Raw genomic sequence first — 18749 nt, forward strand, 5'->3', positions numbered from 1 at the left:
GGCCGCACTCCTGATTGTGCAGCCAGGATCGAGGCCCTAGACCGCAGCATTCTTTAAAGCATAGGTCGCGAGGATCCGATGAAGTTCAAGAGCCTGGAGGACTGCCTCAATACCGTCGCGGCCGACAACGAAGGACAGCCCGAGTTCCTTCAGGCGGTGACCGAGGTGATGACCAGCCTCTGGCCGTTCATCGAGCGCAACCCGGCCTATGCCGAACAGGGGCTGATCCACCGGCTCGTCGAACCCGAGCGCGTCATCATCTTCCGGGTGCCGTGGGTGGACGACAAGGGCGAGGTGCACGTCAACCGCGGCTACCGCATCCAGCACAGCTCGGCCATCGGGCCCTACAAGGGCGGCATCCGCTTCCACCCGACCGTGAACCTCTCGGTCCTGAAGTTCCTGGCCTTCGAGCAGACCTTCAAGAACGCCCTGACCACCCTGCCGATGGGCGGCGGCAAGGGCGGCTCCAACTTCGACCCCAAGGGGCGCAGCCGGGGCGAGACGATGCGCTTCTGCCAGGCGTTCATCTCCGAGCTCTTCCGGCACATCGGCGCCGACACCGACGTGCCGGCCGGCGACATCGGCGTCGGCGGCCGTGAGGTCGGCTACATGGCCGGCATGATGAAGAAGCTCACCAATCGCGCCGACGCGGTGTTCACCGGCAAGGGCCTGAGCTTCGGCGGCTCGCTGATCCGCCCGGAGGCGACCGGCTACGGCACGGTCTACTTCGCCGAGGAGATGCTGAACCACGCAGGCCGTTCCATGGAGGGCCAGCGCGTCTGCGTCTCCGGCTCGGGCAATGTCGCGCAGTACGCCGTCGAGAAGGCGATGCAGATGGGCGCGCGGGTGATCACGGTCTCCGATTCCAGCGGCACGGTGATCGACGAGGAGGGCTTCACGCCCGAGAAGCTCGCCGAGCTCATGGAGGTGAAGAACCACTACTTCGGCCGGGTGTCGGACTACGCGGCCAAGCTCGGCCTGCGGTTCGAGGCGGGGATCCGGCCCTGGAGCGTGCCCTGCGATGTGGCGCTGCCCTGCGCCACCCAGAACGAACTCGGCCGCGAGGACGCCGAGGCCTTGATCGCCAACGGCGTCTTCTGCGTCGCCGAGGGCGCGAACATGCCCTCGACCATCGAGGCGGTGAAGGCCTTCGAGGAGGCCGGCGTGCTGTTTGGGCCCGGCAAGGCGGCCAACGCCGGCGGCGTGGCGACCTCGGGGCTGGAGATGAGCCAGAACGCCATGCGGCTTTCGTGGCCGCGCGAGGAGGTGGACCGCCGGTTGCTCGAGATCATGCGCGGCATCCACGCCTCCTGCCTGCGCTACGGCGAGCGGGCCGACGGCACGGTCAGCTATGTCGACGGCGCGAACATCGCCGGCTTCGTGAAGGTCGCCGACGCCATGACGGCGCAGGGTGTGATCTAGGGGGCGGCGGTCACCCGCGCGGCCAGGTACTGCGCCGGGTCGCCCTCGACGGCGTCCGGCACGCTGGCGCTGACGCTGACGTCGATCCCGCGCTCGCGCAGCACGCTCGCCACCGCCTCGCCCCGCGCCTTGGCCACGCGGGTGTCGGCGGCGCGAGCGCCACGGGCGCCGGGCGTCGCCAGGCCTTCGACCTTGGCCGCCTTCAGGCCCCATCGGTTCAGCGCCCAGGCGATGGTCTCGGCGCTCCGCCGGCCCTCGGCGTCCAGGGCGCTCGACCCATAGGCGAACGTCACGCTCGGCAGCGGCGCCAACGGCGGCGTCAGCCGCACCGTCGTTTCCGGCAGGAAGCGCTGGGCGGCCTGCTCGGCGGCGCGATAGTCGGCGAGGCTCGGCGACCCGTTCAGCACCACGGCGGCCTCCACGGCCGCGCCGTTGCGCCGGACGAACTCGACCTGGCCGACCCCGGACAGCATGGCGTGCAGCTTCTGCTCGGGCCCGGCCGGCGCGCTGGTCGGGGTGACGCGGTTGCCCAAGGCGCCGCCGCTGCCCGCGACCGCCGGCACGCCGGTGGTGGTGACGATCTGCTCGATCTCGACGTCGGCGCCGGCCTTGAGGTGACGGGCGACCTGCGCCTGGGCGCCGGGCACGTACTTGCGCGTGACCACCACCGCCTGCACGGCGCTGGCCCCGCCGCGGCCGGTCTCGACCACCAGTTCGGTGATATGCGGCGAGGCGCCGGCGAACGCATCGGTGACGACGCCGCGCACGCGGGCGGTCTCGCGGGCCTCGATGACGATGCTGCGCAGCGACACCGCCAGCGGCACGCACAGCGCCACCATGACCGCGAGCAGCGCCCAGGTCTCCCAGGCCCGCCCCTCGCGCGCCTGCGGCCGGAAGCCGTAGCGCCGGGCCACGCCATAGACCGCCCCGAGGATCGAGACCACGTTGGTCAGGAACAGCAGCATGGCCCCGCCGGCGATCTGCCAGGCGGCCGTGGCCAAGCCGTAGCCCACCACCGCCAGAGGCGGCATCAGGGCGGTGGCGATGGCGACCCCGGCGATCGCGCCGCCTTTGCGGTTCACGGTCAGATAGGCCCCGACGAACCCCGACAGCAGCGCGACGATCAGGTCCAGCAGGGTGGGGCGCGTGCGCGACAGGATCTCCGGCGTCGCGTCCTTCAGCGGCGAGATCCAGACGATCAGGATTGAGGCGGCCACCGACAGCGCCGCGCCGATCGCCAGGGTGGCGGCGGCGGCCCGAAAGGCGCGGGTGTCGAGCCGGGCCAGCGCCATGCCCATCGCCATGATCGGCCCCATCAGCGGCGAGATCAGCATCGCCCCGATGATCACCGCCACCGACGACTGCAGCAGGCCGAGCGCGGCGATGCCGCAGGCGCTGAACAGCATGAAGGCGTAGGCCGGGGTCAGTTGGCCGGCCTCGTAGATCTCGGCGGCCGCGACGCTGCGGTCGGCGTCGGTCAGCAGCCGCGCCGGCGGGGACACCGCTTCGCGGACCGCATGCGCCAGCTCCGCCAACGCCGAGTTCGATGTCGCCATGCCGCGCCTCCAGCCTCTCGCCCACCATAGCGTGCGGCGCAGGCTCGGCCAGGGGAGCGTCGAACGTGGATCGACGCCGATCGTTGCGGCGTTCCGGTCCGAGCATCGTCGCTCTAGGAGGGGCTCTTGGAGGGCTGGTCCGATTTCTTCATCGCCGCGACCGGCGCATCGGCCGCCTTGTCGGGCACCTTGCTGGTCGCGATCTCGATCAACATCGCCCGGATCTTGGCGCAGCCGACCTTGCCGACGCGGGCGGGGAACACCCTGGCGATCGTCGGCAGCGGGCTGGTGGTCGCGGGCTTCAATCTCATGCCGTGGACCTCGCCCGTCGTGCTCGGCTGGTTCGCCCTGGCGATAGGCGGCCTGCTCCTGCTCTCGGGGAGCATGGTGGCGTGGGCCGTCCTGACCCATCCCGACCCCGACCTCTCGTCAAGCCGGCGCCTGACGGGCCTGGTCGGGCCGGCGGTCGCCATCGTGCCCTATGTCGTCGGGGGCGCCTTGCTGCTCGCGGGCGACCCGGCCGGCCCCTATTGGGTCGGGTGCGGCGTCGTCGTCAGTTTCGTCGTGGCGCTGCAGAACAGCTGGGTGCTGCTGGTCGAAATCCTGCGCTAGCGCGGCGGCCGAACGCTCGGCTGCCGCGATCGCTGTCAGATCGAGTAATCGAGCTCGCCTTCCAGCCAGGCGACGATCTTCTCCGCCGCGTCGGCCGGCGACATCGCGGTGGTGTCGATGACGATCTCGGCGTTCTCCGGCGCCTCGTAGGGGCTGTCGATGCCGGTGAAGTTCTTGAGCTCGCCGGCCCGGGCCTTCTTGTAGAGGCCCTTCACGTCGCGCTGCTCGGCGACCGCCAGCGGCGTGTCGACGAAGACCTCGACGAAATCGCCCTCGGCCTGCAGGTCGCGCGCCAGCCGGCGCTCGGCCCGGAACGGCGAGATGAACGAGACCAGCACGATCAGGCCGGCGTCGACCATCAGCTTGGAGACCTCGGCCACCCGGCGGATGTTCTCGACCCGGTCTTCGTCGGTGAAGCCAAGGTCCTTGTTCAGGCCGTGGCGGACATTGTCGCCGTCGAGCAGGTAGGTGTGGCGGCCGTCGGCGTGCAGCCGCTTTTCGACGAGGTTGGCGATCGTCGACTTGCCCGAGCCGGACAGCCCGGTCAGCCAGACCACCCGGCCGCGCTGGCCCTTGAGGGCGGCGCGCGAGGCCTTGTCGACGTCCAGCGCCTGCCAGTGGATGTTCTGGCTGCGGCGCAGGGCGAAGTGCAGCATGCCGGCGCCGACGGTCCGGTTGCTGATCCGGTCGATCAGGATGAAGCCGCCGAGGTCGTGGTTCTCGGCATAGGCGTCGAAGGCGATGGCCGCGTCGAGCGACAGGTTGCAGACCCCGATCTCGTTGAGCTCCAGCCGTTTGGCGGCCAAGTGCTCGAGGGTGTTCACATTGACCTTGTACTTCGGCTCGGTGATCTGGGCCGACACGACGCGCGTGCCGACCTTGAGCAGGTAGGGGCGGCCCGGCAGCATCGCCTCGTCGTCCATCCAGACGATGGTCGCCTCGAACTGGTCGGCGACGGGCGGCGGCGATCCGGCCTCGGAGATGACGTCCCCGCGCGAGATGTCGATCTCGTCCTTCAGGGTCAGGGTGACCGACTGTCCGGCCACCGCTTCGTCAAGGTCGCCGCGGAACGTGACGATACGGTCGATAGTGCTTTCGCGGCCTGAGGGCAGAGCCTTGATCTTGTCGCCCGGACGCACCGTCCCGGTCGAGATCAGGCCTGAAAAACCACGGAAATCCAGGTTCGGGCGGTTGACCCACTGCACCGGCATGCGGAATGGCTGCTCGCGCAGATCGTCCTCGACCGGCAGGGTCTCCAGCAACTGCATCAGGGCCGGTCCCTCATACCAGGGCGCAGCTTCGCTGCGGCTGGTGATGTTGTCGCCTTTCAAGGCGGACATGGGGATTGCGGTGTAGTCCTTGATGCCGATCTGGGCGGCGAAATCGGCATATTCCTGAAGGATCGCGTCGTAAACCTGCCGGTCCCAGCCCACCAGATCCATCTTGTTGACGGCCAGAACCACGTGCCGGATGCCCAGCAGCGAGACCAGGTAGGAGTGCCGGCGGGTCTGGGTCAGCACGCCTTTGCGCGCGTCGATCAGGATGACCGCGGCGTCGGCGGTCGAGGCGCCGGTGACCATGTTGCGCGTGTACTGCTCGTGGCCGGGCGTGTCGGCGACGATGAACTTGCGCTTGTCGGTCGAGAAGAAGCGGTAGGCGACGTCAATGGTGATGCCTTGCTCGCGCTCGGCGGCCAGGCCGTCGACCAGCAGCGCGAAGTCGATGTCGCCGCCCTGGGTGCCGACCTTCTTCGAGTCTGCTTCGAGCGCGGCCAGCTGGTCCTCGAAGATCATCTTCGAGTCATAGAGCAGGCGGCCGATCAGCGTCGATTTGCCGTCGTCCACCGAGCCGCAGGTCAGGAACCGCAGCAGGCTCTTGCGCTCGTGCGCGGACAGGTACGCCTCGATGTCCTCGGCGATGAGTGCGGACTGGTGGGCCATCAGAAGTAGCCCTCTTGCTTCTTCTTCTCCATCGACGCGGCCTGGTCGTGATCGATCATCCGACCCTGGCGCTCCGAGGTGGTGGTGAGCAGCATTTCCTGAATGATTTCAGGCAGCGTAGCGGCTGTGGACTCCACGGCGCCGGTCAGCGGGTAGCAGCCGAGGGTGCGGAAGCGCACGGACTTCTGCATCGGAACCTCGCCTGGCCGCAGCGGCATCCGGTCGTCGTCGACCATGATCAGCGCGCCGTCGCGCTCCACCACCGGCCGCACTTCCGAGAAGTACAGCGGCACGATCGGGATGTTCTCCAGGTGGATGTATTGCCAGATGTCCAGCTCGGTCCAGTTGGAGATCGGGAACACCCGGATGCTCTCGCCGGGGTTCTTGCGGGTGTTGTAGAGCCGCCAGAGTTCGGGGCGCTGGTTCTTGGGATCCCAACGATGCTGGGCCGAGCGGAACGAGAAGATGCGCTCCTTGGCGCGGCTCTTTTCCTCGTCGCGGCGCGCGCCGCCGAAGGCTGCGTCGAAGCCGTACTTGTCGAGCGCCTGCTTCAGGCCCTCGGTCTTCCAGATGTCGGTGTGCAGCGCGCTGCCGTGGTCGAACGGGTTGATGTTCCGCTCGACGGCCTCGGGGTTCTTGTGGACCAGCAGCTCGAAGCCGAGCTCCTTGGCCATCCGCTCGCGCATCTCGTACATCGCCCGGAACTTCCAGGTCGTGTCGACGTGCAGCAGCGGGAAGGGCGGCTTGGACGGATAGAACGCCTTGGCCGCGAGGTGCAGCATCACGGCGGAGTCCTTGCCGATCGAATAGAGCATCACCGGGCGTTCGGCCTCGGCCGCCACCTCGCGCATGATGTGGATGCTCTCGGCCTCCAGGCGCTGAAGATGTGTCAGCGTTTCGGGGGCGATCGCCGGCGCCTTGGCCTGCATCAGGGCTGTACCTTGCACGTGAACCTCGGGCCTCACCCTGAATTCTAACAACGAAAAAGTCCGCCCGTCGCTGCTGACGCGCCGCGCGGATTGGCCCTGAGCGACGGCTTAAGGGACACGAGGACCGATGACGATAGAGATTTACTGACAGGCCGCCGAGGAAAATGGAGCCGTCCGAAAACCGCCAAAGCTAGACCGGTCATGTCCGAAAACCGCGAGACATGCGCCGCTCATAGGCCGATCATCGCGCCATGGATATGGATGACGACGCCTGCTACCGCGCCTTCCAGATGCGCGACGCCCGCTTCGACGGACGCATCTTCAGCGGCGTGACGAGCACCGGGATCTACTGCCGGCCGATCTGTCCGGCCCGCACGCCCAAGCGCGAGAACATGCGCTTCTATCGCTCGGCCGCCGCCGCGCAGGAAGCCGGGTTCCGGCCGTGCCTGCGCTGCCGACCCGAGACCTCGCCGGATCTTGGATCCTGGCGCGGGACCTCCAACACCGTCTCGCGCGCCTTGGGCTTGATCGAGGCCGGAGCGCTCGACAACGGCGATGTCGACAGTCTGGCCGAGCGGCTGGGGGTCGGTGAACGCCAGCTGCGGCGGCTGTTCCAGCAGCATGTCGGCGCTTCGCCGGTCGCTGTCGCCCAGACCCGGCGCGTGTTGCTGGCCAAGCAACTGCTGCACGAGACGCGGATGCCGATGGCCGAGGTGGCGTTGGCCGCCGGTTTCGGCAGCGTGCGGCGTTTCAACGAGACCTTCCAGCAGCTGTTCGACCGTCCGCCCGCCAAGCTGCGCCGGCTGGGCGGCGCCGAGGTCGCGGCAGGCGAGGGCGGCGCGGCGACGATCCGGCTGCCCTATCGTGCGCCCTACGACTGGCCGGCGATGCAGGCTTTCCTGACGGCGCGGGCCATTCCCGGCGTCGAGATCGTCCGTGGCGGCCGCTACGCGCGGACCCTGAGCGTCGGTCAGGCGCGCGGGGTGGTGATGATCGAGCCTGGCGACGGCGACTATCTGAAGGTCACCTTGCGCTTCCCGAAGGTCGAGGTGTGGCCCGCCGTCATCGCCCGGATCCGCAGGGTGTTCGATCTCGCGGCCGATCCTGCGGTCATCGAGGCGCACTTGTCGGAGGACTCGGATCTGGCGCCGCTGGTGGCGGCCAGGCCCGGCCTGCGCGCGCCCGGCGCCTGGGACGGGTTCGAGCTGGCCGTGCGCGCGGTGCTTGGCCAGCAGATCACCGTGCAGGCCGCCCGGGTTCTGGCCGGCAAGATCACCGCCGAGCACGGCGCACGGCTCGAGGACGAGGCGGCCAATGCCCTCGGCCTGACCCACTTCTTTCCCGAGCCGGCGGTGCTGGCGCTGGTCGACGTCGAGACCCTGGCGATGCCGAGGGCTCGTGGCCGCGCCTTGGTCGGGCTCGCCGCCGCGGCGGCGGCCGATCCTGAGCTGTTCGGCATGCGCCGGAGCCTCGATGAGGCGGTCGCCGCGCTGCGGGCGTTGCCGGGGATCGGGGAGTGGACGGCGCAGTACATCGCCATGCGGGCGCTGCGCGAACCTGACGCCTTCCCCAGCGCCGACATCGGCCTGATGCGGGCGCTGGAAGGCCCGGACGGCGTGCGGCCGACAGCGGTCGAACTCCTGGCGCGGGCCGAGCGCTGGCGTCCGTGGCGGGCCTATGCGGCCTCGCACCTCTGGGCGGCCGACCCGAAAAACCCCTCGGAGAGCAAGCATGCCAAGGCCGCCTGAAGTCCTGACGCTCGACCGCATGGCGACGCCGCTCGGCGAGGGGCTGCTGGTGACCGACGCCGACGGCTGCCTGCGCGCCTTCGACTGGACCACGCACGAGACGCGGCTGACGACGCTGCTGCGGCGCCAGAACCCGCCGACCGACCTTGTCGAGGGCTCGGCCCCCGCGGCGACGCGGGCGGCGCTCGAGGCCTATTTCGGCGGGGACCTGACGGCGCTAGGCGCGATCGCGTGGCGCACGGGAGGCACAGAGTTCCAGCGTTCGGTCTGGAGCGCCCTGTGCTCGATCCCGGCGGGCGAGACCCTGACCTACAAGGGGCTGGCCGAGCGGATCGGCCGGCCGAAGGCGGTCCGGGCGGTCGGCCTGGCGAACGGCTCCAATCCGGTCTCGATCGTGGTGCCCTGCCATCGGGTGATCGGCGCGGACGGGACCTTGACCGGCTACGGCGGCGGGCTTGATCGCAAGCATTGGCTGCTCAGCCACGAGGGAGCGGCTTTCGTCGACAAGTGATCGACGCTTCATGACTGAAATTTCATGTTGCGACACATCGCCCGATGACAGCGGCCATCGTATAACGTCGCTCGCTGGAATCGTATCGGACGTACGGGAGAGTTCCGATGCAGACCTTTACCGAGATCGTGGCTGCCGTGGTGGTGTCGTCATCCGCTGCGGCCTATTCGCATTTCGGCGTGACGCTGGACGCCCAGCAGGTCGAAAAGCCTGTTCCGGCGGAGCGTACGGTCGCGCGCACGACCAGCCGAAAGGCCGCCTCCGCTCCGGCGCCGCGGGTGATCGCCAAGTCCGGCAAGGGCCCGACCATGGTCCGTGAAATCTGTCCCGAGACCCGCGCCAAGCTGCTGCGGACCTAGGGGCGCCGGCCCGCGGCCGCCGATCAGTGCTTTGCCTCGCGGGCGTTCGCCGGTAATCCTTCGATCCTGGGTGCAATGACGTGGCGCGCGTGTGTTTGCGCGCTCGCCGGCTGGGGTGGAAGGCCGCTTACGACGGGCCATGAAGATCAAGAAGCGGCATCAACCGGTCGACCTGCAATCGCTTGACGGAGAAGGCGCGCCGACGCCTGAGCCCGTCGATACGGCCGAGGCCGCCGCGGCCGATCAGGCCTTCGCCTTCGCCCCGCCGCCGTCCGGCGACCTGGCCGTGGAGGGCAAGACCTCAACGCCAGCCGGTGCACCGGCGTCGGGCTTGGCGCCGCGCATTCCGGTCACCCGGACCACGACAGTGGCGCCCTCGTCGGGTTGGACGATCTACATGGTCGCCCTGGTGGTGTCGGTGCTGTGGGCCTGCGCACCGATCGCCTTCGCCTGGGGCTATCGCCGATCCGTCGCGCCGTTTGACTTCGAGCCATTCGCGGTCGCGGTGTTCGCGGCGCTCGCCATCGGCCCGGCGGCCCTGGTCTGGGCCCTCGCCTATATGGTGCGCCAAGGCCAGCTGCTGGGCGCCGAGGCGCGGCGCACCAAGGCGCTGGCCGACGAGATGGTCACCCCGGCCATGGCCGCGGGCGCCCAGACCGTCGATCTGGTCCACGCCATGCGTGATGAGATCGCCCGCGCCGGCGCCGCGGCGCAGGAAGCGCGCGACACGATCATCGTCCTGCGCCAGGCGCTGGCCGGCGAGAGCGAGGAGCTGGCCGCCGCCGCCGCCAACGCCGCGCGCACCGCCCAGGGGCTGTCCGAAACCCTCGGTCGCGAGCGCAGCGAACTGGGCGGGCTGGCCCAGACGCTCGACTCCCAGGCGACCGCCGTCGCCGACGCCATCACCCGCCAGGCCAAGATGGTCGGCGAGGCTTCTGACCTGGCCGAGGCGCAGCTGCGCGAGGCCGAGGCCTCGCTCGCCGCGCGCGCCGCCGACCTGGCCGCCGCCGCTGGCGAGACCAGCGACGCCGCGCGTGTCGCCGCCGAGGACCTGACCCGCCACATCGCCCGCCTGGAGACCGCCGGCCTCGGCGTCACCGAGCAGATCGGCGCGGTCGAGAAGGGCCTGGCCGAGCAGCGCGCCGGCCTCGTCACCGCGGCCCATGCGTTGCGCGCCGACCAGGAGGGCTTCGCGGCCCAGTCCGAGACCCAGACCGCGCAGCTGGCGGAATTCATCGGCCAGGCTCGGATGTCGGCCGCTGAGATGGGCGATCGCGCTGTGAAGGGCGGCGAGGCTCTGCGCCAGCTCATGGCCGAGGCGACCGCGCAGTTCCGCGAGTTGGCCGAGACCGCCAAGGCCGAACGCGACGAATTCGGGCAGTCGACCCTGCACTCGGTGGAAGCTGTGGCCCAGGCGGCCGCCAACGAGCGTGCGCGCCTTGAGGAGCAGACCCGCGCCGCCATCACCGCCATGACCCAAGCGGCCGAGGACACCCGCCAGGTCGCCGCGCGCCACGCCGAGACCGCGCGCGACCAGGTGGATCAGCTGTCGGAAGCGGCCTTCACCGCCGGCCAGCAGGCCAACAAGGTGTTCGAGGCCCGGCTGGACGAAGCACGCGCGTTGATCGAGCAGTCGGCGAAGATGGTCGAACAGGCCGGCGCCGCCACCATCAGCAAGCTGGACGAGGGCGCGCGAGCGGCCCGCGCGACGCTGGACGAGCTGACCAGCATGCTCGGCGACATCGAGGAGCGCGCGACCAAGCTGCCTGCCGCGGCCCGCGACCGGGCCGAAGAAGTCCGCATGGCCGTGGCCGAGAGCATCGACGAACTGATGGATCACGCGCGGCGCACGGCCGACGAGACCCAGGCGATCGACGACGCGTTCCAGGACCGCGTGCGGCGCAACTACGACATGCTGAGCGAGGCCGTGCGGCTGATGGGCTCGGTGGCGACGGCCAGCGCGCCCGCGCCCGCGGCTGCGCGCCCCGAGCGGGTGTCGCTGCGCGCCAGCCTGACCAAGACTCCTGCGCCGGTCGCGGCCCCCGAACCTGAACCGGCGCCCGAGCCGGCCGCCGAGCCTGAAGAGCTGGAGCTCAACGAGCCGCTGCCCGCCGAGGAGGGCGGCGAGCGCGGCCGGCCGCGCCTGCGGCTGACCCCGACCGCGACCGACGCCGAGTTCTCGCATGTCTTCGAGCAGGCCGGCGGACGTCAGGAAGAACCCGCCGCCGACGGCTGGACCTGGAAGGACCTGCTGTCTTCGCTCGAGGAGCACGACGAAGGCGCGGAGGCCGAAGTCGAGGCGGCGTCGCGGCCGCTGGAAGAGATCCTGGCCGGCGAGATCAGCGCCATGGGCATCGACCCGACGGCGCTATTGCCGCGCAGCCGCATCCATGAACTGGCCGTGGCGCTCCAGGTCCGCGACGTCGACGGTGCGCGGGCGGTGGTGCGCAAGCTGGCGCCGGCCGCCACCCGGCGCCTGACCCGCAAGCTGTTCACAGATGAGCCGCTGAAGCGCCAGGTGATGACCTATCTCGCCCGCTACAACGAACTTCTGGAGGACGCGGCCGAGCGCGACGCCGAGGGCTTCGTCGTCGAGACGCTGCTGAGCTCGGAGGCCGGCCGAACCTACCTGCTGTTCGACGCGGCGGCCGGCGACCTGGCTTGACGCGGCGCCTGACGGTCCGGGACGAGCGCTGGCCGCTGGCGGGCGCCTTCGTGATCGCGCGGGGGGCCAAGACCGAGGCTCACGTCATCGTCGCCGAGATTAGCGAGGGCGGCGCGACCGGCCGCGGCGAGGCGGTGCCCTACGCGCGCTATGGCGAGACGGTCGAGGGCGAAGTCGCGCGGATCGAAGCCGCACGGGCGGCGGTGGAGGCGGGACTGACCCGCCAGGCGCTGCAAGACGCGCTGCCGCCCGGGGCCGCCCGCAACGCCCTGGATTGCGCGCTCTGGGATCTGGAGGCCAAGCTGAGCGGCGTGTCGGCCTGGCGGGCCGCGGGCCGGGCGCGCATGGACCCGGTGAAGACCTGCTACACCATCAGTCTGGACACCCCCGAGGCGATGGCGGAGGCGGCGCGGCCGATGGCGCGGCGCCCGTTCCTGAAGCTGAAGATCGGCGGCCCCGATGATCTGGACCGCGTGGCGGCGGTGCGCGCTGCCGCGCCCAAGACCCGGCTGATCGTCGACGGCAATGAGGGGCTGAGTTTCGACGATCTGGTCCGGCTGGCCCCGGAGTTCGCGCGGCTGGACGTCAAGATGATCGAGCAGCCGCTGCACGCCGACGCCGATGAGGCGCTGGAGGGGTGGACGAGCCCGGTCATGCTCTGCGCCGACGAGAGCCTGCATACGCGCCGCGAACTGGCGAGCTGCGCGCGGCGCTACGGCGCGGTCAACGTCAAGCTCGACAAGGCCGGTGGGCTGACCGAGGCGTTGGCGGTGGCGGCCGAGGCGCGGGCCCTGGGTTTGGACCTGATGGCTGGATGCATGGTGGCGACGTCGCTGGCCATGGCGCCGGCGATGATCATCGCCCAGGGGGCTGAGGTGGCCGACCTGGACGGGCCGCTGCTCCTGGCCAAGGACCGTGAGCCGGGACTGGTGTTTGACGGCTCGCTGATTTTTCCGCCGACGGCGGAGCTTTGGGGCTAGGCTGTAGTTCCTATATTCTGGCGATGACGTGGGAACGTGATGGCTGACGATAAGGAACGCGCGCACGGGGCCTGGCGGGCCGCCGAGCGCATCAAACGCCTCTCAGACCGGCTGGTCGGGATCGGGCCTGTGGGCATCGGTCTGGATGGCGTGCTGGCCTGGGTGCCGGTGGCAGGAACCGCCTACAGCCTCGGGGCGGGAGGCTTGTTGCTCTATCAGGGCGTCGTGGCAGGGGCGTCTTTGCCGACGCTGGCGAGGATGGCGGCCTATGTGCTCCTCGACTCGGCCGCTTCCGTGCCGCCGGTGATCGGGTGGGCGGTGGACGCCCTGTTCCCCGGCCACCTGATGGCGGCCGGCGCCCTGCAGAAGGATATCGAGGCGCGGCACGGCCCTTCGGAGCTGCCGGCGAGCTGGTACGGCAAGTCGGGACGGCGCGCGAAGCCGGTGAGGATCACGCCCAGGACGATCTAGGACGGCGGAGACACGGCGATGTTCAAGCACGTGAAGTTCGCAGGACTGCCGGTGAGCGACCAGGATCGAGCTGTCGCCTTCTATCGCGACGTGATGGGTCTGGTCTTGGCGGCGGACCAACACTACGGCAGCGGGTGGCGCTGGATCGAGTTCGAAGTGCCGGGCTCGCCGACCAAGATCCTCTTCGAGAAACGCGCGAACGAAGCGCCGGGCGAGCAGCCGAGCCTGATCCTCGTCGTCTCGGATCTGGACCAGGCCTTCGGCGAGCTCAGCGGCCGCGGCGTGGTGTTCGACCAGGAGCCGATCGATGCGCCCTGGTCGCCCAAGGAACGCTACGCCCTGCTGCGCGACAGCGAGGGCAACCTGGTGATGATCGGGACGGGCTAGGCCGCGGCCGGGGCGACGCTCTGAAGCACTTCGAAGCCCTCGAACTGGGGATGGCCCATGTAGAGCGGCTTGTTGTCGCCGGCGCCGCGGTGCGCGAGCCGGAAGGCTTCCGACTTCGTCCAGCCCTCGAACGCCGCTTTCGACGCCCAGCGCGAGTGCGAGGCGTAGAGCGTGTGATCCTCGCGCTCTGGGCCGCGCAGCAGGCTGAAGCCGAGGAAACCGGGCACCTGCTCCAGATGCGTCTCACGCGAGAGCCAGACGGCTTCGAAGGCGCTTTCCTGTCCGCGCAGGACCTGGAAGCGGTTCATGGCGATGAACATGGCGTACTCCTGCTCTGGCTCGCCAGTCTGCCTTGGAAGCGCAGGGCGCGCCAGCGCCGCCTCGGTCAGGCTTTTTCCAGCTGGGCGTAGCCCATCTGCTCGTTGAGCCGGTCGAGCACCTCGATCGCGGCCTCGGGCACCACCGTGCCGGGGGTGAAGATCGCGGCGACGCCGGCGTCGCGCAGCGCCTGGAAATCCTCGGGCGGGATGACGCCGCCGACCACGACCAGGATATCTGGGCGGCCAAGCTTGGCGAGTTCGTCCTTGAGCTCCGGCACCAGCGTCAGGTGGCCGGCGGCGAGCGAACTGGCGCCCACGACGTGCACGTTCTCGGCCACGGCCTGGGCCGCGGCCTCGGCCGGGGTCTGGAACAGGTTGCCGATGTCGACGTCGAAGCCGAGGTCGGCGAAGCCCGAGGCGATCACCTTCTGGCCGCGGTCGTGGCCGTCCTGGCCCATCTTGGCGATCATCACCCGCGGTTTGCGGCCGTCGGCCTGGCGGAAGGCGTCGGTCATCGCCTTGGCGCGCTGGGCCTGGGGCGTGGCGCCCGACTCGCGCAGATAGACGCCGGTCACGGCCGAGGCCTCGGCGGCGTGGCGGCCGAACACCTTTTCGAGCGCCAGGCTGATCTCGCCGACCGTGGCCTTGGCGCGGGCGGCGTTGACGGAAAGCTCGAGCAGGTTGCCGTTGCCCGCCGCGCCGTTGGTCAGGGCGGTGAGGGCGGCTTCGACGGCGACCGGATCGCGGTCGGCGCGCAGGCGCTGCAGCTTTTCGAGCTGGCGTTCGCGCACGGCGGTGTTGTCGACCTTGAGCACGGGGATCTCGTCGGCGACCTCGGGCTTGTAGCGGTTCACGCCGACGACGCTCTGGCGGCCGGCGTCGATGCGCGCCTGAGTGCGGGCCGAGGCTTCTTCGATACGGCGCTTGGGCAGGCCGTCCTCGATCGCCTTGGCCATGCCGCCCAGAGCTTCGACCTCGGCGATATGCTCCAGGGCGCGAGCGGCGAGGTCGGCGGTCAGGCGCTCGACATAGTACGAGCCGCCCCACGGATCGACGACGCGGGTCTGGCCGCTCTCAAGCTGCAGGAAGAGCTGGGTGTTGCGGGCGATCCGGGCCGAGAAGTCGGTTGGAAGGGCCAGGGCCTCGTCGAGCGAGTTGGTGTGCAGGCTCTGGGTCTGGCCGCCGGTGGCGGCGATCGCCTCGACCAGGGTGCGGGGCACGTTGTTGTAGACGTCGTGCGCGGCCAGGCTCCAGCCGCTGGTCTGGGTGTGGGCGCGCAAGGAGAGCGAGCGCGAGTCCTTGGGATCGAACTCGTCCTTCATCAGCTTGGCCCACAGCAGGCGGCCGGCGCGCTGCTTGGCGATCTCCATGAAGGCGTTCATGCCGGCGTTCCAGAAGAACGACAGGCGCGGCGCGAACTGGTCGACGGTCATGCCGGCGGCGACGCCCGCGCGCACGTACTCGATGCCGTCGGCCAGGGTGTAGGCCAGCTCCAGGTCCAGCGTCGCGCCGGCCTCCTGGATGTGATAGCCGCTGATCGAGATCGAGTTGAACTTCGGCATTTCGCTCGAAGTATATGAAAAGATGTCGGAAATGATCCGCATCGAGGGCGATGGGGGATAGATGTAGGTGTTCCTGACCAGGAACTCCTTGAGGATGTCGTTCTGGATCGTGCCCGACAGCTTGGCGTGCGGCACGCCCTGTTCCTCGGCGGCCACGATGTAGAGCGCCAGGATCGGCAGGACCGCGCCGTTCATGGTCATCGAGACGCTCATCTTGTCGAGCGGGATGCCGTCGAACAGCGTGCGCATGTCGAGGATGGAGTCGATGGCGACGCCCGCCATGCCGACGTCGCCCTTCACCCGCGGGTGATCGCTGTCGTAGCCGCGGTGGGTGGCGAGGTCGAAGGCGACCGAGAGGCCCATCTGACCGGCGGCCAGATTGCGCCGATAGAAGGCGTTGGAGTCCTCGGCCGTGGAGAAGCCCGCATACTGGCGGATCGTCCACGGGTTGGTCAGGTACATGGTCGGATAGGGCCCGCGCACGAACGGCGCCAGGCCCGGATAGCCGGTGGTCAGGCCTTCGATGTCGGCGAGGCCGTAGGCCGGGCGGACGGCGATGCCTTCGGGCGTCTCCCAGGCGGCGCCCGTCGCGAGCGGCGTTGCAACGCCCGAGGCGTCGAAGGGCAGGGCGGCGAAGTCGGGGAACTGGCTCATCGTGCGGCCTCGTGCGGCGCGGCGATACGGATAGGGGCGAGCGGCGGGCAGCGGCCGTCGGGGCCGGGCAGCCTGGGCGAGGGAGCCTCGGCCGCGACCGGGGATGGGCGCTCGACCTCGACTGGCGCGTCCTGGGTCGGTGGGAAAGCGGTGACGCCGACGATCTTGGGCGTGCCCGCGGCCTCGCGGGCCGCGCGCACCGCGGCGACCTGGCCGGCGACATGGCCGGAGGCCAACGCCGCCACGGCGCCGCCCTGGGCCTCGATCGCCTGGAACTGCGTCCAGGCGGCGCGGGCCATCTCGTCGGTGAGCGCTTCGATGTAGCCGGAGCCGGCGGCCGGGTCGCCGACGCGGCCGAGATGGGCTTCTTCCATCAGCACCAGCTGGGCGTTGCGGCTCTGGCGGCGGGCGAACGCAGTCGCCAGGCCGATGGCGTCGGTGAAGGCGCCGAGCACCACGGCGTCGGCGCCGCCGACCGCAGCCCCGAACCCCGCCGAGGTCAGGCGCAGCATGTTGGTCCACGGATCCTGCACGGCGAGCATGCGCTGCGAGGAGCGGGCTTCGATCTGGGCCGGCAAGGTGACGCCGCAGGCCTTGGTCAATTGCGCCCAGAGCACCCGGGCGGCGCGGAGCTTGGCGATCGTGGCGAAGTAGTCGGCGTCGGCGGAGAGGCCGAGATGGATGCCCGCGAACGCCTGCTCCATGGTCAGGCCGGCGCGGACCAGCGCCTTGGCGTAGGCGAGGGCGGATGCCAGCGCGAAGGCCAGTTCGCCGGCCTCGCCGCCGCCGGCTTCGTGGATCACCCGCCCGGAGGCGAGGAACAGGCCGGCCTTGGGATAGGATTCGGCCAGCCGCGCGGCGACCGTCGCGGCGGATACCAGGTGGCTTTCAACCGGCCCGGGGCTTTCGCCTGCCTGCGCGAAGGCGCCGAGCGGATCCATGTGGAAAAGAAGCAGGGCGGTGGGCGACCCCTTGGCGGCGGCGGCCAGCCAGTCGGCCGCCTTCGGTCCCAGGAAGCCGGCGTCCAGCGCCACCGGGGCCAGTTCCAGCAGCACGCCGTCGAGCACGCGGGCCAGGTCGGCGGCCGAACCGACGGCCACGCCCTGCTGGCCGGTGGGATCGAGGCGGATCAGTCCCGACGCCGCGCCGCCCTCGAGGTCGGCTAACATGTCGGCGCGGGCCCGCGCCGGGTCAGGATGAGCGACGGCGGCGCGCAGATCCCAGGGCCGATCGGCGTCGTGCGGCCGCGGCGCGAACCGGGCTCCGTCGGCCGCCGCTTCGTAGAGCGGGGCGATGGGCAGACCCTCGAGGGTGGTGCGCTGAAGGCTCTCGAAGGGCGCGTCCTTCAGGGTCTTTTCCACCAGGACGCGCCAGTCGGCGGCGGTGGCGGGCGGGAAGGCGCCGGAAGCGATCGAAGTGTCGGTCATCAGCCTGTCATTGCGACCTGTCGAACCGACGCGTCAAGTTCACGCGGGGTCATGCGGCGGCGGTGCTTGCGTGTCGCGAATTTTTGTGTGTACGCTGTAAAAATTAGATCGACCCATCTCATAAGGACGACTCCATGGCCTTGCCCCCCATTCTCGCAGAGCGCCTGCGTATCCCGGTGATCGGTTCGCCGCTGTTCATCATCTCCGGCCCGGAGCTGGTGATCGCGCAATGCAAGGCGGGGATCGTCGGCTCGTTCCCGGCGCTGAACGCGCGCCCGGCGAGCCAGCTCGACGAATGGCTGGCCCAGATCACCGAGGAACTGGCTGACTGGGACCGCAAAAATCCGGACCGTCCGTCGGCGCCGTTCGCGATGAACCAGATCGTCCACAAGACCAACGACCGCCTCGAGCACGATGTCGAGATGGCTGTGAAGTACAAGGTGCCGGTGACCATCACCTCGCTGGGCGCGCGCGAAGACGTGAACCAGGCGATCCACTCCTACGGCGGCGTGGTGCTGCACGACGTCATCAACGACCGCTTCGCCCGCAAGGCGGTGGAGAAGGGCGCCGATGGCCTGATCCCGGTGGCGGCCGGCGCCGGCGGTCACGCCGGCCACCTGTCGCCCTTCGCCCTTGTGCAGGAACTGCGCGAGTGGTTCGATGGCCCGATCGCGCTGTCGGGTTCGATCGCCAACGGCGCGGCGATCCTGGGCGCTCAGGCGATGGGGGCGGACCTCGCCTACATCGGCTCGGCCTTCATTGCGACGAAGGAAGCCAACGCTCAGCAGGGCTACAAGGACATGATCGTGGCCAGCAGCGGCGACGACATCGTCTACTCGAACCTGTTCACCGGCGTGCACGGCAACTACCTGCGCCCGTCGATCGAAGCGGCTGGCCTGGACCCGGACAACCTGCCGGAGTCGGATCCGTCGAAAATGAGCTTCGGCTCGGGCGGCAATCAGAAGGCCAAGGCCTGGAAGGACATCTGGGGCTGCGGCCAGGGCATCGGCGCGGTGAAGGAGATTCCCAGCGCCGGCGACATGATCGACCGCCTGGCGGCGGAATACGAAGCGGCGAAGGCCGCGCTGGCGGCGAAGACCTCGCTGACCCGCGGCAGCGCGCTGGCGATGGCCGCCGAGTAGCGCGCAAACGAAAGCGGCGGGAAGGTTTCCCTTCCCGCCGCCGTCGTTGAACGCAGAGTGTTCG

At 69.9% G+C, this 18749-nt stretch carries 16 protein-coding genes; 10 read left to right on the top strand and 6 right to left on the bottom strand.

Features of this window, described 5'->3' with window-relative positions:
• Positions 1 to 78: 78 nt before the first annotated feature.
• Entirely contained in the window at positions 79 to 1422 is a 1344-nt protein-coding gene (gene gdhA, locus AC1Q87_RS00150) for an NADP-specific glutamate dehydrogenase (RefSeq protein WP_492607015.1), read from the top strand.
• Here gdhA and AC1Q87_RS00155 read toward each other — a convergent pair.
• Positions 1419 to 2978, bottom strand: coding sequence for a DUF389 domain-containing protein (locus tag AC1Q87_RS00155; RefSeq protein WP_492607016.1), 1560 nt, complete (start codon positions 2976 to 2978; stop codon positions 1419 to 1421). The genes gdhA and AC1Q87_RS00155 overlap by 4 nt on opposite strands.
• A gap of 126 nt (positions 2979 to 3104) precedes the next feature.
• Here AC1Q87_RS00155 and AC1Q87_RS00160 point away from each other — a divergent pair, with 126 nt between their 5' ends.
• Positions 3105 to 3590, top strand: a complete 486-nt coding sequence (locus tag AC1Q87_RS00160; RefSeq protein ID WP_492607017.1) for a hypothetical protein — start codon at positions 3105 to 3107, stop codon at positions 3588 to 3590.
• 35 nt (positions 3591 to 3625) lie between these two features.
• Here AC1Q87_RS00160 and cysN read toward each other — a convergent pair whose 3' ends face one another.
• Positions 3626 to 5530: a sulfate adenylyltransferase subunit CysN gene (gene cysN, locus AC1Q87_RS00165; protein WP_492607018.1), complete on the bottom strand. Its 1905-nt coding sequence runs from the start codon at positions 5528 to 5530 to the stop codon at positions 3626 to 3628.
• The gene (cysD, locus tag AC1Q87_RS00170) at positions 5530 to 6459 is read right to left on the bottom strand and encodes a sulfate adenylyltransferase subunit CysD (RefSeq protein WP_492608259.1); all 930 of its coding nucleotides are present in this window, start codon (positions 6457 to 6459) and stop codon (positions 5530 to 5532) included. Before cysD ends, cysN begins: the two co-directional genes overlap by 1 nt.
• Positions 6460 to 6710: 251 nt before the next feature.
• Between cysD and AC1Q87_RS00175 the strand changes: the two genes are divergently transcribed.
• The 7 genes from AC1Q87_RS00175 to AC1Q87_RS00205 all read left to right on the top strand — a co-directional run bounded on the left by AC1Q87_RS00175 (position 6711) and on the right by AC1Q87_RS00205 (position 13580).
• Positions 6711 to 8207 (top strand): DNA-3-methyladenine glycosylase 2 family protein, encoded by a 1497-nt coding sequence (locus tag AC1Q87_RS00175; protein ID WP_492607019.1) that lies wholly within the window; start codon positions 6711 to 6713, stop codon positions 8205 to 8207.
• Positions 8191 to 8718 carry a methylated-DNA--[protein]-cysteine S-methyltransferase gene (locus tag AC1Q87_RS00180; protein ID WP_492607020.1) on the top strand — a complete coding sequence of 176 codons (528 nt, stop codon included), beginning with the start codon at positions 8191 to 8193 and terminating at the stop codon, positions 8716 to 8718. The genes AC1Q87_RS00175 and AC1Q87_RS00180 overlap by 17 nt, the downstream gene beginning before the upstream one ends.
• Positions 8719 to 8825: 107 nt before the next feature.
• Entirely contained in the window at positions 8826 to 9077 is a 252-nt protein-coding gene (locus tag AC1Q87_RS00185) for a hypothetical protein (RefSeq protein WP_436060700.1), read from the top strand.
• Positions 9078 to 9216: 139 nt separating this feature from the next.
• Positions 9217 to 11742, top strand: coding sequence for a coiled-coil domain-containing protein (locus AC1Q87_RS00190; RefSeq protein WP_492607021.1), 2526 nt, complete (start codon positions 9217 to 9219; stop codon positions 11740 to 11742).
• A complete protein-coding gene (gene dgcA, locus AC1Q87_RS00195; protein ID WP_492607022.1) occupies positions 11739 to 12722 on the top strand; it encodes an N-acetyl-D-Glu racemase DgcA in 984 nt (327 codons plus the stop codon). The genes AC1Q87_RS00190 and dgcA overlap by 4 nt, the downstream gene beginning before the upstream one ends.
• A gap of 39 nt (positions 12723 to 12761) precedes the next feature.
• Positions 12762 to 13193 carry a DUF4112 domain-containing protein gene (locus AC1Q87_RS00200; RefSeq protein ID WP_492607023.1) on the top strand — a complete coding sequence of 144 codons (432 nt, stop codon included), beginning with the start codon at positions 12762 to 12764 and terminating at the stop codon, positions 13191 to 13193.
• An 18-nt stretch (positions 13194 to 13211) separates the two neighbouring features.
• Entirely contained in the window at positions 13212 to 13580 is a 369-nt protein-coding gene (locus AC1Q87_RS00205; protein WP_492607024.1) for a VOC family protein, read from the top strand.
• On the opposite strand, the gene hmuQ is transcribed toward AC1Q87_RS00205, so the two are convergent.
• The 3 genes from hmuQ to AC1Q87_RS00220 all read right to left on the bottom strand — a co-directional run bounded on the left by hmuQ (position 13577) and on the right by AC1Q87_RS00220 (position 17543).
• Positions 13577 to 13900 (bottom strand): heme-degrading protein HmuQ, encoded by a 324-nt coding sequence (gene hmuQ / locus AC1Q87_RS00210; RefSeq protein WP_492607025.1) that lies wholly within the window; start codon positions 13898 to 13900, stop codon positions 13577 to 13579. The two genes, AC1Q87_RS00205 and hmuQ, sit on opposite strands and share 4 nt — an antisense overlap.
• A 65-nt stretch (positions 13901 to 13965) precedes the next feature.
• On the bottom strand, positions 13966 to 16116 hold the full coding sequence (scpA, locus tag AC1Q87_RS00215) for a methylmalonyl-CoA mutase (RefSeq protein WP_492607026.1): 2151 nt from the start codon (positions 16114 to 16116) through the stop codon (positions 13966 to 13968).
• Positions 16113 to 17543 carry a methylmalonyl-CoA mutase family protein gene (locus tag AC1Q87_RS00220; RefSeq protein WP_492607027.1) on the bottom strand — a complete coding sequence of 477 codons (1431 nt, stop codon included), beginning with the start codon at positions 17541 to 17543 and terminating at the stop codon, positions 16113 to 16115. Before AC1Q87_RS00220 ends, scpA begins: the two co-directional genes overlap by 4 nt.
• Positions 17544 to 17677: 134 nt before the next feature.
• Between AC1Q87_RS00220 and AC1Q87_RS00225 the strand changes: the two genes are divergently transcribed.
• On the top strand, positions 17678 to 18685 hold the full coding sequence (locus AC1Q87_RS00225) for an NAD(P)H-dependent flavin oxidoreductase (RefSeq protein ID WP_492607028.1): 1008 nt from the start codon (positions 17678 to 17680) through the stop codon (positions 18683 to 18685).
• The last annotated feature ends 64 nt before the right edge of the window (positions 18686 to 18749 follow it).

The sequence above is a fragment of the Phenylobacterium sp. GW823-FHT02A09 genome, assembly GCF_058797775.1.